This is a genomic window from Acinetobacter sp. ANC 4910 (genome assembly GCF_004331035.1).
Lineage (GTDB): Bacteria > Pseudomonadota > Gammaproteobacteria > Pseudomonadales > Moraxellaceae > Acinetobacter.
In genome coordinates this window covers 13665-26800 of sequence record NZ_SJNT01000015.1, presented here as the reverse complement: position 1 = coordinate 26800, position 13136 = coordinate 13665, and the positions used below count along the sequence as shown (strand labels likewise).

Sequence of the window (13136 nt, the reverse complement as noted above, 5' to 3'; positions counted from 1 at the left end):
AAATGTTAGAGCGGATTATTACCGCATTGGTATTGGTGGCAGTTGTACTTAGTTGTATGTTTGCTACTCAATCTCAGTATCCAATGTTGATACTGATGATTGTTGCCGCTGGGGTTGCTGGTTATGAGTGGTTTAAGCTCATGCCGAGAAAAACAAATCATATTATTAAGCCTTTTGCATGGTGTTACGGTATTGTTACTGCAGCATTAGCAACTTTGGCTTTGTATTTTAAAGATATTGCACTTTTATTGTGGTGTGCATCAATTTTGTCTTGGTTGGTGAGTGTTTATTGGGTAAAAAACTATCCAGAATACGACGGTTGGTATAATAATAGCCTGTATTTCTCAGGATTTATTCTTATTTCCGCTGCTGTGACTGCAATTTTTGCACTATGGGTGAGTTCACCATGGTGGTTGATGTATCTGTTCTTGTTGGTTTGGGGCGCAGATAGTGGTGCATACTTTGTTGGGCGTAAATTGGGTAAGAAGAAACTTGCACCAGATGTGAGTCCAAATAAATCTGTAGAAGGTTTGTACGGTGGAATATTAACGTCAATGCTTATAGTAGTTGTCGTTGAGGTTTTATATCTGGACTTAACGTTAGCACAACATATTTTATTTCTGATTCTCTCTATAGTCACTGTGTTTAGTTCGGTGTTAGGTGATTTGTTTGAGTCAATGATTAAGCGCCGTGCTGGTATTAAGGATTCAGGTCGTATTTTACCTGGGCATGGTGGTGTGTTGGACCGTATTGATTCATTGCTTTCTGCAGCACCTATATTTGCTGCGGGTATGTATGTGTTAAAACTAATTGGCGTAGATTTGTAAATGTCACAAGCTGTTTGTATCTTAGGTGTAACGGGTTCTATTGGTCAAAGTACCTTAAAAATACTGCAACAGCATCCTGAAGACTATTCTGTCTTTGCAATAACGGCATACAGTAGAATTCAGGAATTGGTGCAAATTTGCAAACAGTTTCGTCCTAAAGTTGTGGTGATTCCGTCTGCTAAAGAGCCAGAGTTGCTACAACTTTTTTCACAAGAAAATATTAACGATATTGAAGTTTTATTTGACGAAGCAGGCTTAGAAGCTGTTGCACGCCATCCAGATGTTGATGTTGTTATGGCAGCCATAGTTGGGGCCGCTGGTTTGTTGCCGACCTTGGCGGCTGTTAAAGCGGGTAAGCGAGTATTACTTGCCAATAAAGAAGCTTTAGTCATGTCTGGTGACTTGATGATGCAGGCTGCGCGTCAGCATCAAGCTCTATTATTACCTGTAGACTCCGAACACAACGCAATCTTTCAATGTTTACCAGAACAATATTTGAATGTTGAACGTAATGGTCAGCCCCAATTAGGTGTTTCGCGCATTCTACTAACAGCATCGGGTGGTCCATTTCTTCATCATTCTCTAGATGAATTGCGAAGTGTCACACCTGAACAAGCTTGTAAGCATCCAAACTGGTCAATGGGTCAGAAAATTTCTGTAGATTCTGCGACTTTGATGAACAAAGGGCTTGAGTTAATTGAAGCGTGTCATCTTTTTGCAATTTCAGAACATTTTGTAACAATTGTTGTGCATCCGCAGAGTATTATTCACTCCATGGTGCAATATGTTGATGGTTCAACATTGGCGCAAATGGGGAATCCAGATATGTGTACCCCAATTGCACATGCTTTAGCTTGGCCTAAGCGTATTAATACCCATGTTCCTGCTTTGGATTTATTTGTAAATCATCAACTCGATTTTCAAGAACCAGATGCAACGCGTTTTCCTGCTTTAACCTTGGCTCGTCAAGCCATTCAGGCGGGGGGCTTAGTTCCTGCAATTTTAAATGCAGCGAATGAGATTGCAGTGGCATCTTTCTTGCAAAAACAGATTGGTTTTACTGATATTCCAGTGGTAGTTGAACATACGTTGAATCGGGTTGAAAATGGTTCTGCGGATTCAATAGATTTAATCTTACAAGTGGACTCAACTGCCAGATCTATTGCTCAGCAGTTTGTAAGCAGTAAAGGAAGCTAACATGAATGCCTTGTTTATTATTGTTGCGGCAATTTTATTGCTCGGGCCTCTCATTGCGATTCATGAGTTCGGACATTATTTTGTAGCACGTAAACTAGGCGTCAAAGTTTTAGTTTATTCCATTGGTTTTGGTCCAACTGTGTTGAAATGGACATCAAAAAAGTCAGGTATTCAATATCAATTGTCTGCTTTGCCTTTAGGTGGTTATGTCAAAATGTTGGACGAGCGTGAAGGAAATGTGGCAGAAGCCGATTTACCTTATGCATTTAATCGCCAACATCCATGGAAGCGTATTGCGATTGTGGCTGCTGGACCGTTAATTAATCTTATATTTGCAGTTTTATTGTTCTGGGTGTTGTTTTTGCCAGCACAAGAACAGTTGAATACTCGTATTGGTAAGGTCTTGGTGAATTCACCTGCTGCAACGGCACAAATGCATGTTGGTGATAAGATTACAGCTGTTGATGGCGCTAAAACATCGACGTGGGAGCAATTAAACTTTGCTTTGGTTGATCGTGCTGGTGAAACAGGTGTTATTCACATTGCTGCAGATCGAAATGGTCAAGCAACGTCTTTTGCGCTTCCTATCCAGAATTTTTTAAAAGATCAGAATCAATCGCCATTAGATAGCTTGGGCTTTATTCCTTATCGTCCGCATATTCCTGCAACTGTCATGAAATTAAATGAAGATGGCGCAGCAATTCGTCAAGGAATGAAGGCGGGAGATCGCATTGTCGCAATTGATGGCATCAAAATGAAAGATTGGTTTGATGTGGTGGAGGTGGTGCAAGCTTCACCTGAAAAACTGCTCAAAATTGATGTATTACGACAAAATCAGTTGGTGCACTTGGAAGTGATGCCTCAAGGTAAACGAGATAACATGGGTAATGTATCTGGTGTGCTTGGTGTGCAAAATAATCCCGGTCAAGTAGTAATTCCTGAAGAATACAAACAAACTATTCAGTATGGTCCTGTAGAAGCATTTGGTAAGGCGCTTGATAAGACAGGGCAAATTAGTACCATGATCCTGAATTCTATCGTTAAGATGGTTCGTGGTTTGATTGGTTTTGAAAATTTATCAGGTCCAATCACGATTGCAAAAGTTGCTGGACAAAGTGCTGAAATGGGATGGCAAACCTTCATGTCCTTTATGGCGCTGATGAGTGTGAGTCTGGGAATATTAAACTTATTGCCTATTCCTATGTTGGATGGTGGGCATTTAGTGTACTACTTTGTGGAATTGATTCGTGGTAAACCTGTTTCTGAACAAATACAATTGGTTGGTTTAAAAATTGGTATGGTACTGTTGGGTAGCATGATGCTCCTTGCATTATTTAATGACTTTATGCGTTTATAACAACGTTGCTTTGAAATTAACATCGGAAAAGACTGGCATGCAGCACACACATTTATTTATGCCTTTGGCGCTGGTTAGTGCTATGGCAGCAGTACAACAAGTATATGCAGCGGATGAATTTATTGTTCGTGATATAAAAATTGATGGACTCGTTCGTTTAACTCCTGCCAATGTGTATACCATGTTGCCAGTGAGTAGTGGTGATCGTGTTGATGATCAGGCTATTTCGAATTCAATTCGTGCACTATATGCTTCAGGCATGTTTGATGACATTAAGGCATCAAAAGACGGTGATACGCTTGTATTTAAAGTAATTGAACGTCCTCTTATTTCTAAAATTGAACTAAAAGGCAATAAACTTATTCCTAAGGAAGCTTTGGAAGAAGGTTTAAAGAAAATGGGCTTGGCTGAAGGTGAGGTGTTAAAAAAATCCACACTTCAAACAGTTGAGTCAGAACTAGAGCAACAATATGTTCAGCAAGGTCGTTATGATGCTGATGTGAAAGTGACTACTACAGCAAGACCAAATAACCGTGTAGATCTATTGCTCGAGTTTAATGAAGGTAAAGCTGCTAAAGTTGTCGATATTAATGTTATTGGAAACACTGTTTTTAGTGATAGTGATATTCAACAAGCTTTTGCTGTAAAAGAAAGCAGTTGGAGTTCAATTGTTTCACGTAATGACCGTTATGCACGTGAAAAAATGGCTGCAAGCTTAGAAGCATTGCGTGCTTTATATTTAAATGCAGGTTATATCAACTTTGATATTACCAACTCAAGTTTGAACTTGAGTGAAGACAAAAAGCGAATTTTTATTGAAGTTTCAGTCAGTGAAGGTCAACAATTCAAGTTTGGTGAATCTAAATTTTTAGGAGATGCATTGTATAAGCCTGAAGAATTGAAGGCAATGCAGATTTATAAAGATGGTTCAACCTATTCGCAAGAAAAAGTAAATGCTGTTAAGCAGTTGCTATTACGCAAATATGGTAATGCTGGTTATTACTATGCAGAAGTTAATGTTGTTCCGCAAATCAATAATGAAACGCGTCAAGTTGATCTGAATTATTATATTAATCCAGGTCAGCAAGTGACTGTACGTCGTATTAATTTCACAGGGAATACTAAAACTTCTGATGAGGTATTACGTCGTGAAATGCGTCAAATGGAAGGTGCTTTAGCAAGTAATGAAAAAATTGACTTGTCTAAAGTACGTTTAGAGCGTACTGGTTATTTCAAAACTGTAGAGGTCAAGCCAACTCGTATTCCGAATATGCCTGATCAGGTGGACTTGAATGTGAATGTTGAAGAGCAACATTCAGGGACAAGTACTTTGGCAGTCGGTTATTCACAAAGTGGTGGTGTCACATTCCAAGCAGGATTGAGCCAAACCAACTTTATGGGAACGGGAAATAGTGTCGCAATTGATCTTTCTCGTTCAGAGACGCAAGATTACTATAACCTGAGTGTAACCGACCCATACTTTACCATTGATGGTGTACGACGTGGTTACAACATGTACTACCGTAAAACCAAATTAAATAGTGACTATAACGTTAACAATTATGTGACGGATAGTTTTGGTGGGGGTATCAATTTTGGTTATCCAATTGATGAAAACCAAAGTATTAGTGCAGGTTTAAACATTGACCAAACTGATGTAACTACGGGTCCTTATGTATCTACCTATGTGCGCGATTATTTAATGGCACATGGTGGTAAAAATACAAAGACTGGTAATTATTGCTCGGGCTATTGGAAAGAGGGTTCTGATAATACTATCTGTCTAGATAGTAATGGTAATCCAATTCCAGTGGTTTTTTATCCATCTGAGTATACTGGTGATTTCCTGACATATAATCTTACCTTGGGGTGGTCATATAACACACTGAATCGTCCAGTGTTCCCTACAACGGGTCAGTCTCACCGTGTCAATGCTGAAATTGCATTACCAGGTAGTGATGTTGAATACCAAAAAATTACTTACGATGCACAAGCATTTCTACCTCTTGGGAAAGATTTTGTACTGCGTGGCTATGGTAAATTAGGTTATGGTAATGACTTACCTTTCTATAAAAACTTCTATGCAGGTGGTTATGGGTCGGTACGTGGTTATGATAACAGTACTTTAGGTCCAAAGTATGATGGTGTTTACTATAGTGAAACGGGGCAAAAAGACCCATCACCAGAAGAAGTGGGTGGTAATGCTCTAGTTCAATTTGGTACTGAGTTGGCATTACCTTTACCGTTTAAAGGTGATTGGACACGACAAGTTCGCCCAGTGTTGTTTGCGGAAGGTGCACAAGTATTTGATACTCAATGTGATGTTTTTAGCACAGACGCTGCAAAGCAAACTTGTAAAGATGAATACGGTTTTGATTTAGGTAATATGCGTTACAGCGTTGGTGTAGGCTTTACTTGGATTACCATGATTGGCCCATTGTCGTTAAGTTATGCATTCCCACTAAATGATAAACAGGGCGATCAAACTAAAGAGCTTCAATTTGAAATTGGTCGTACTTTCTAAGTACGATCTTTTTTAAACTAAAGATAATATACAATAAGGTTTAATTCATGCGTAATATAATCAAAGCTTTAGCTGTTTCGAGTGTTTTACTCAGCTCTGTTGTACATGCGGCTGGTTATGGTGTTGTTGATTTAGAGCAAGTGGTCGAAAATAGTACATATTTAAAAGCACAAAATGCAAGTCTACAGCAGTCGATCAAGCCTCAAACAACTAGATTAGAGCAATTGAGTAAAGAGCTGGAAGCGATGAAACAGAAAGCCCAAGGCACTAAACTCTCAGAAGCTGAAATGCAGAAAATGAGTGCGGAATACCAAACTAAGTTAAATGAGTTAAATGGTATTCAGCAGGGGTTGCAGGGTAAAGTTCAGGCGTCTTTGCAAGTCATGAACAAGACATTGGATTCTCGTATTAAGCAAGTTGCTGAGCAATTGCGTAAAGAGGGTAATTTAGATGTAGTGTTGAACAAAAACTCTGCACTTGCCTATGACGCTAAGTATGATTTAACTGATAAAATGATTCAAAAGGTTAATGCAATTAAGTAATCAATGAATCTTAACAAAAAAAGTTTAGAAGACCTAGCTCGTCTTGTACAAGGCGAGTGTATAGGTCAATCCAACCTTGTAATTCAAGGTTTGGCAAGCCTAGAAGCAGCATCTGTGAACAATATTTCGTTTGTGACAGATGAAAAGTATTTAGATAAAGCGCTTGCCTCAAAAGCAGGTGCTCTTATTGTCACTCAGGCTTTACAGGAAAAACTGTATAGTCATCAAAATTTTATTCTGGTTCAAAATCCATATCTTGCTTTTGCAATTCTGACTCATGTGTTTGAGAAAAAGCATACTGATGTTGGAATTGAAAGTACTGCTCAGATTCATCCTTCAGCGATTATTTCAGATTCGGCTTATATTGGTCATTATGTCGTTATTGGTGAAAATTGTGTTGTTGGAGATAACACTGTAATTCAACCACATGTGCATATTGATGATGATGTTGAAATTGGTAAGGAAGGATTTATTGATTCGCATGTGACGTTAACGGGCGCATGTAAAATTGGTGATCGCGTGCGTATACATGCCAATACAGTGATAGGTGGAGAAGGTTTTGGTTTTGCACCTTATCAAGGTAAATGGCATCGTATAGCTCAATTGGGGTCTGTTCAAATCGGAAATGATGTTCGAATTGGTTCAAATTGTAGTGTTGATCGTGGTGCTTTGGATGATACCATTTTGGAACATGGTGTTAAGATTGATAACCTTGTGCAAATCGCGCATAACGTTAAAATTGGTGAAAACACCGCAATTGCTGCAAAGAGTGGAATTGCGGGTAGCACAACAATTGGCAAAAACTGCATCCTTGCAGGTGGTTGTGGTGTAGTTGGACACATTTCAATTGCGGATAATGTGACAATTACAGGAATGTCAATGGTCACAAATAATATTTACGAAGCTGGAAGTTATTCTGGCGGCACGGGATTATTTGAAACACCGCAATGGAAGCGTACTGTTGTAAGGCTTCGACAATTAGCAGATGTGCCATTGACCCAGTTAGTCAAACGACTTGATCATATGCAGACTCAAATTGAGTCCCTTGAATCAACTTTTAAATTGCGTAAATAGAAATATGATGACTGAGTCGACTTTACTATCATTTACGAAACCAGAATTGCCAATGCATATTCAGCAAATTCGTGAATATTTACCACACCGTTATCCATTCTTATTGGTTGATCGCATTGTTGATGTAACTGATAATGGGATTGTGGGTTATAAAAACGTTTCAATTAATGAAGAGTTCTTACAAGGACATTTCCCGAACTACCCAATTATGCCAGGTGTATTAATTGTTGAGGCCTTGGCACAAGTGTCTGGTATTTTGGGCTTTATTATGAACAATGAGAAACCAAGTGAAGGTTCTTTGTTCCTTTTTGCAGGTGCAGAGAAGGTAAGATTTAAAAAACAAGTGGTTGCAGGTGACCAACTTGTATTAAAATCTGAGTTAATTATGCAAAAACGTGGTATTTACAAATATAATTGTATTGCCACTGTTGATGGCGTAGTCGCAACAACCGCTGAAATTATGGTTTATCATCAGAAAGTATAGAGCAGGCATGAGCAATAACGAATTAATTCACCCAACCGCTATTATTGACTCATCGGCAGTAATTGCTCCAGATGTGCAAATTGGACCTTATTGTATTATTGGTCCACAGGTCACAATTGGAGCGGGAACAAAACTTCACTCACATGTTGTGGTTGGAGGCTACACGCGTATTGGTAAAAATAATGAAATTTTCCAGTTCGCGAGTATTGGCGAAGTATGTCAAGATCTTAAATACCAAGGTGAAGAAACTTGGTTGGAAATTGGTGATCATAACTCGATCCGTGAGCATTGCAGTTTACATCGAGGCACCGTGCAAGATCAGAGCTTGACCAAAATTGGTAGTCATAACCTGTTGATGGTGAATACCCATATTGCACATGATTGTATGGTGGGTGATCACAATATTTTCGCTAATAATGTAGGCGTGGCGGGTCATGTTCACATTGGTGATTACGTTATTGTTGGTGGAAACTCAGGTATCCATCAGTTCTGTAAACTAGCTTCATTCAGCATGATTGGTGGTGCATCTTTAATTTTGAAAGATGTCCCAGCTTATGTTATGGCTTCTGGCAATCCTGCACATGCTTTTGCAATGAATGTCGAAGGCATGCGTCGTAAGGGCTGGTCTAAAGAAGTAATTCAGGGTTTACGTACAGCGTTTAAACTTATTTATAAAGAAGGTTTGACGACAGTTGAAGCGATTGAGCGTATCCGTCAGGAAATTTTACCTACGGTGGCAGAAGCTCAATTGTTACTTGACTCTCTGGAGCAGTCTGAGCGCGGCATTGTGCGTTAATTTGTTGTAAAAAAAGACACCTTAAGGTGTCTTTTTTTTATTTCTTAAAATAGCCAGCTTCTTCACTTTTTGGATATTGTTTTAAGAGTTTAGCTTTGTATTGATTTGCCAGTGCTGTATTACGATCTACATCTTTGGCAATGCTATACAGTTGATAAAGCGCTCGAGCGGCTTTGGATGATTGAGAGTATTGGTTGACCACAATATTATAATTTCGCTTGGCTTCAGTATAGTTGGTTGGTTCTATGGCTAGATTGAATTCTGCTAACCAAAAATATGCATTACTAATATAAACGCTATTGGGATGGTTTTTGATAAAATTTTGCATTGGAGCAATCGCTTTTTTCGCACCCCCTTGCTTATAGGCATCTAATGCGACTGTATAGGCTGCTTTCTCTAAATCGGTAGTTTGTTGTTGGGTGTTTGCAGTGGTGGTTGTATCCGTGTTGATGGCTTTGGTTGAGAGTGTTGCTACAGGAGTAGGGTTGCTAGCATTATTTACTGCTGGAGTGGTGGTTGAGGTGGTGCTGTTGGAACTGGGAGAAGTATCCTGTTGATTATCCTCCGTTTGGGTAGCACTGTCAGGGTCAACCTTTTGTTGTAATAATTCTAAACGTTGATCTAAGTCGGTATAGCGATTGTTCAGATCATTTTTAAGTTGCTCAATGGTATTTTCTTGTTCTTCAATACGTCCACGTAGACTTCGAATGTCATTTTCAAGCTGTTGATTTTTTTGCATGAGTTGCCAATTTAGATTGGTTGGCACAGCTGCTTCTGGTGTTGATGAATTGGTGTTAGAAGAGTTATAACTTGAACCCGAATCGCTCTGACTTAAGCCACGTGTTTCGATAGGCACATTGGCATATAACGTAGAGCTGCTGAGTAAAGTGAGTGCATAAATTGCATGCTTATATTGCATCATAAAACATATCCATTTTGTATTACTTGCTTAAAGCCTTGAGTTTTTTTGGCTTTATTCATTTCATATTGAACACATTTAAAATGTTCGGGTAGGGAAAAGCAATAAGTGTTTGCAATCTTGTCGTATGTTTAAAGTAAACTCATCCTGCATGTAGAGCAAAAAATGTGATAAATCGGTATTTTTGTATTTTAAATAATCAAATGAATGGCTTAGCTATATAAATGCAGATTAAAGGCTTGCAACTTGAGTAAAAATCTCTATACTCTGTTCTTGCAATGGTAGCCCTGCCGGTTACTTCGCAATTGCACTCTGCGAACCCCGCCAGGACCGGAAGGTAGCAACGGTAGTAGAATTGTGATGTGCCGAAGCTTTGCTGGTAGGGTTGCCACCATTTATTTTTATAGCATTTTATTATAATTATTCTTCATCCTCTTTTTTATTAATTGCCTTCATAATCGCGTCCATATCAAACCCTCTGTATTGTAAAAAGCGGATTTGCTTTGCTTTAAGCTTTGGATCTTTTTCAACTGTAGTGCCAAATTTCTTGATTTTCAGTTGATAGGCTTGTTCAACCCAGTCGATTTCTTTTAGTTCTTCTTGAATCAGTTCACTGTTAATTTTCTTGTTTTTCAACGCTAATTTGATACGTTGTGGCCCTTTGCCTTTTCTTTTTTGGCTTGATAGCACAATTTCGGCTACGCGCTGATCACTTTGATAGTTCTGCTCGGATAGTTCATTTACAAGATCAATTACTTCCTCTCGATTCGCTGCGTAGGTTGCGAGTTTTTCGATTAGTTCAGCTTTAGAGAATTCTTTACGGGTGAGTACAGCAAAGGCATAAGAACGTAAGCGTGAGCCTGTTAGCCCCGTATTTTGAGCAGATTCCACCTCTATCACCGCATTATGGTGATCAGTTGCATCTGGTGATGGTGCATGCTCAATATGAGAAGTTCCAAACTCTTGTTTTAAGTTGTCGTAGTCAAGCAATTTGGGAAATTTAGATTGGCTCATAATATATCTAATCTTGATTGAAAAACGCCCCGAAGGGCGTTTGAGTGTAACAGGTATATTCTATAGAGAAGCAGATGGTTTAAGCATCGAGCAAGAGGTCAGATTCATCTTCTTCTTTATCTTCTACAACACCACCCGTTGTTAACAACTGGTCACGAATAATGCGTTCCACTTCTTGCGCCAATTGTGGGTTTTCTTCAAGGTGTCGTATGACATTATTTTTACCTTGACCAATTTTGTTGCTTTGGTATGAATACCAAGCACCCGCTTTTTGGATGATGTCTTGCTGAACTGCAAGATCGACTAACTCACCTAGCTGGTTAACGCCTTTGCCATAAAGAATCTGGAAAAGAGCTTCTTTAAATGGCGGTGCCATTTTGTTTTTAACCACTTTAACTTTAGTTTCTGAACCCACAATTTCGTCGCCTTCTTTAACTTGACCAATACGACGAATATCAAGACGAACAGAAGCATAGAATTTTAATGCGTTACCGCCTGTTGTAGTTTCAGGGCTACCGAACATCACACCAATCTTCATACGGATTTGGTTAATGAAGATCACCATACAGTTTGAACGCTTAGCATTCCCTGTAATTTTACGTAAAGCTTGACTCATTAAGCGTGCTTGCAAACCCATATGTGAGTCGCCCATTTCGCCTTCAATTTCAGCACGTGGTGTTAGTGCGGCAACGGAGTCGACTACGATTAAGTCAATTGCGCCAGAGCGGACTAACATGTCTGCAATTTCAAGTGCTTGCTCACCATGGTCGGGTTGAGAAACCAAAAGGTTGTCAATATCAACACCAAGCTTACGAGCGTATTGTGGATCAAGTGCATGCTCAGCATCGATAAAGGCACACGTGCCACCCGCTTTTTGACATTGTGCAATGGCTTGTAATGTCATGGTGGTTTTACCTGAAGATTCAGGACCGTAAATTTCAACAATACGACCCTTTGGTAAGCCACCAATACCTAGTGCAATATCGAGTGTTAATGAGCCTGTTGAAACGGCTTCAACAGCTTGTACTGTATTGTCACCAAGGCGCATAACTGTATTTTTACCAAACTGTTTTTCAATTTGGCTTAGGGCAGCATTGAGCGCCTTACTTTTATTCTCATCCATCTTACAACCTCAAAACTTTGTCACTTTACTTTTAACTTAAGTGGATGTGTTACATTACAAACGTTTTCCACTTCAGTATAGTGACAGAATTATTTCTGTTATTCTATGCCTGTTATATCTAGTGCGACATAACATGACGTGAGCAGTTTAATCATCATTATATGACCAATCTTGGCCAAATTGCTGATCATTTTCTTGTTTAAATTTACTGATTTGTCGACGATCTTTTTTCGAAGGTCGATGATCAGGTCGAGCAAGATTATGCAATTTTCTTTGTGATGCAAGCAATTCCCTTTTTGCTAAACTGACTTCAGTTTCTTCATATAATTGCTGAGCAATGGGGGCAGGGCCACGCACATTAGAAATTGCTTTAACAAGGACCGTTTTTTTCTCAAAACCTTGTTGGATGGTAAGTTCCATCCCTACACGAACTTCTTTAGAAACTTTGACGCGTTCGCCATCGAAATGGACTTTACCACCTTCAATCGCAGATTTGGCAATGCTTCGAGTTTTAAAAAAACGTGCAGCCCATAGCCATTTATCGATACGTACAGTTTCAGCAGGAAGATTTTGCTCTGCTTTAGGCATATTGCTTTTGTTCCTCGGCTTGTTCAAGTAAGGGAATTAAGTCGGTGAGTCTATCAATCATTGGAAAAATTGATTTCTCGCGTACTAACCCTGTAGATGAGGGCTGTTGGATCGTAATCAAATGCTGTAGTCCAAATTTTTGTGCACCCAGTAAAACTTTTTCAGTGTCATCAATAAAATAAGTTTGCTGTACATCAAAAGGATGTAGCTGATGTAACTTCTCCCAGAATGCAGTAAATTCTTTGGCATGACCTAGCGTTTCACTGCTAACAATCACATCGAAATATTGCCCAATGCTTGTTTGGGTAAGTTTGAATTCTAGACTGGCACAGTCGGCATTGGTGGCTAACCAGCATGGATAATCATTGGCTTTAAGATATTCTAATAATTCAATACAGCCTTCACGGCGGCTCACTTTATGTTGCTGCTTTTGTTGTAATGCAAGCACATCAAAGCCGACTTTAGTCGACCAAAAATGTGAAGAATACCAGTTTAAAGTGTGGCTATGTTCTTGATAGAATTGGAATAGGACTTCTTTACTTTGTTCGATCGAACATTGATGCACTTCAGCATACTGAATGGGCACAAGCTGATTCCAAATCAGGTCATCATAAGCAAGATCGAGTAAGGTTCCATCCATGTCAAAAATGACTGGTGGTTTTTGAGAAAAGTTCGACATATATAAGGTGAT

General features: G+C 39.2%; 13 protein-coding genes and 1 other RNA gene. 9 read left to right on the top strand and 5 right to left on the bottom strand.

Annotation, left to right across the window (positions count from 1 at the left end):
• Positions 1 to 2: 2 nt before the first annotated feature.
• Genes E0H82_RS14275 through lpxA form a run of 8 tightly spaced genes read left to right on the top strand, consistent with a single transcriptional unit; the run spans position 3 to position 8801 of the window.
• The gene (locus tag E0H82_RS14275) at positions 3 to 827 is read left to right on the top strand and encodes a phosphatidate cytidylyltransferase (RefSeq protein ID WP_116758989.1); all 825 of its coding nucleotides are present in this window, start codon (positions 3 to 5) and stop codon (positions 825 to 827) included.
• Positions 828 to 2024: a 1-deoxy-D-xylulose-5-phosphate reductoisomerase gene (gene ispC / locus E0H82_RS14270; RefSeq protein ID WP_131265414.1), complete on the top strand. Its 1197-nt coding sequence runs from the start codon at positions 828 to 830 to the stop codon at positions 2022 to 2024.
• A gap of 1 nt (position 2025) precedes the next feature.
• Positions 2026 to 3381, top strand: coding sequence for an RIP metalloprotease RseP (gene rseP, locus E0H82_RS14265; protein ID WP_131265413.1), 1356 nt, complete (start codon positions 2026 to 2028; stop codon positions 3379 to 3381).
• Positions 3382 to 3418: 37 nt separating this feature from the next.
• Positions 3419 to 5905 (top strand): outer membrane protein assembly factor BamA, encoded by a 2487-nt coding sequence (gene bamA, locus E0H82_RS14260; protein ID WP_131265412.1) that lies wholly within the window; start codon positions 3419 to 3421, stop codon positions 5903 to 5905.
• A 47-nt stretch (positions 5906 to 5952) separates the two neighbouring features.
• Entirely contained in the window at positions 5953 to 6447 is a 495-nt protein-coding gene (locus tag E0H82_RS14255; RefSeq protein ID WP_131265411.1) for an OmpH family outer membrane protein, read from the top strand.
• A gap of 3 nt (positions 6448 to 6450) precedes the next feature.
• A complete protein-coding gene (gene lpxD / locus E0H82_RS14250) occupies positions 6451 to 7521 on the top strand; it encodes a UDP-3-O-(3-hydroxymyristoyl)glucosamine N-acyltransferase (RefSeq protein WP_131265410.1) in 1071 nt (356 codons plus the stop codon).
• Positions 7522 to 7528: 7 nt separating this feature from the next.
• On the top strand, positions 7529 to 8005 hold the full coding sequence (gene fabZ / locus E0H82_RS14245; protein ID WP_104442206.1) for a 3-hydroxyacyl-ACP dehydratase FabZ: 477 nt from the start codon (positions 7529 to 7531) through the stop codon (positions 8003 to 8005).
• 7 nt (positions 8006 to 8012) lie between these two features.
• Positions 8013 to 8801, top strand: a complete 789-nt coding sequence (gene lpxA, locus E0H82_RS14240; RefSeq protein ID WP_116758994.1) for an acyl-ACP--UDP-N-acetylglucosamine O-acyltransferase — start codon at positions 8013 to 8015, stop codon at positions 8799 to 8801.
• A gap of 37 nt (positions 8802 to 8838) precedes the next feature.
• Here the strand turns inward: lpxA and E0H82_RS14235 are convergent, their stop codons facing one another.
• Positions 8839 to 9723, bottom strand: a complete 885-nt coding sequence (locus E0H82_RS14235; protein WP_131265409.1) for a YbgF trimerization domain-containing protein — start codon at positions 9721 to 9723, stop codon at positions 8839 to 8841.
• A gap of 285 nt (positions 9724 to 10008) precedes the next feature.
• Between E0H82_RS14235 and ffs the strand changes: the two genes are divergently transcribed.
• An RNA gene (ffs, locus tag E0H82_RS14230) (signal recognition particle sRNA small type) lies at positions 10009 to 10105 on the top strand.
• Between the two features lie 35 nt (positions 10106 to 10140).
• Here the strand turns inward: ffs and E0H82_RS14225 are convergent.
• The 4 genes from E0H82_RS14225 to E0H82_RS14210 form a co-directional block, all read right to left on the bottom strand.
• Positions 10141 to 10734: a regulatory protein RecX gene (locus E0H82_RS14225; protein ID WP_131265408.1), complete on the bottom strand. Its 594-nt coding sequence runs from the start codon at positions 10732 to 10734 to the stop codon at positions 10141 to 10143.
• A gap of 79 nt (positions 10735 to 10813) precedes the next feature.
• Positions 10814 to 11857: a recombinase RecA gene (recA, locus tag E0H82_RS14220; protein ID WP_131265407.1), complete on the bottom strand. Its 1044-nt coding sequence runs from the start codon at positions 11855 to 11857 to the stop codon at positions 10814 to 10816.
• Positions 11858 to 12004: 147 nt separating this feature from the next.
• A complete protein-coding gene (locus E0H82_RS14215; protein ID WP_131265406.1) occupies positions 12005 to 12445 on the bottom strand; it encodes an RNA-binding S4 domain-containing protein in 441 nt (146 codons plus the stop codon).
• A complete protein-coding gene (locus E0H82_RS14210) occupies positions 12438 to 13124 on the bottom strand; it encodes an HAD-IA family hydrolase (RefSeq protein WP_131265405.1) in 687 nt (228 codons plus the stop codon). Before E0H82_RS14210 ends, E0H82_RS14215 begins: the two co-directional genes overlap by 8 nt.
• Positions 13125 to 13136 lie beyond the last annotated feature (12 nt).

What these genes read in the sequence shown, in the direction of transcription:
- E0H82_RS14275 (WP_116758989.1), top strand. Translation starts at nt 3, where the DNA reads ATGTTAGAGCGGATTATTACCGCATTGGTATTGGTGGCAGTTGTACTT.
- ispC (WP_131265414.1), top strand. Translation starts at nt 828, where the DNA reads ATGTCACAAGCTGTTTGTATCTTAGGTGTAACGGGTTCTATTGGTCAA.
- rseP (WP_131265413.1), top strand. Translation starts at nt 2,026, where the DNA reads ATGAATGCCTTGTTTATTATTGTTGCGGCAATTTTATTGCTCGGGCCT.
- bamA (WP_131265412.1), top strand. Translation starts at nt 3,419, where the DNA reads ATGCAGCACACACATTTATTTATGCCTTTGGCGCTGGTTAGTGCTATG.
- E0H82_RS14255 (WP_131265411.1), top strand. Translation starts at nt 5,953, where the DNA reads ATGCGTAATATAATCAAAGCTTTAGCTGTTTCGAGTGTTTTACTCAGC.
- lpxD (WP_131265410.1), top strand. Translation starts at nt 6,451, where the DNA reads ATGAATCTTAACAAAAAAAGTTTAGAAGACCTAGCTCGTCTTGTACAA.
- fabZ (WP_104442206.1), top strand. Translation starts at nt 7,529, where the DNA reads ATGACTGAGTCGACTTTACTATCATTTACGAAACCAGAATTGCCAATG.
- lpxA (WP_116758994.1), top strand. Translation starts at nt 8,013, where the DNA reads ATGAGCAATAACGAATTAATTCACCCAACCGCTATTATTGACTCATCG.
- E0H82_RS14235 (WP_131265409.1), bottom strand. Translation starts at nt 9,723, where the DNA reads ATGATGCAATATAAGCATGCAATTTATGCACTCACTTTACTCAGCAGC.
- E0H82_RS14225 (WP_131265408.1), bottom strand. Translation starts at nt 10,734, where the DNA reads ATGAGCCAATCTAAATTTCCCAAATTGCTTGACTACGACAACTTAAAA.
- recA (WP_131265407.1), bottom strand. Translation starts at nt 11,857, where the DNA reads ATGGATGAGAATAAAAGTAAGGCGCTCAATGCTGCCCTAAGCCAAATT.
- E0H82_RS14215 (WP_131265406.1), bottom strand. Translation starts at nt 12,445, where the DNA reads ATGCCTAAAGCAGAGCAAAATCTTCCTGCTGAAACTGTACGTATCGAT.
- E0H82_RS14210 (WP_131265405.1), bottom strand. Translation starts at nt 13,124, where the DNA reads ATGTCGAACTTTTCTCAAAAACCACCAGTCATTTTTGACATGGATGGA.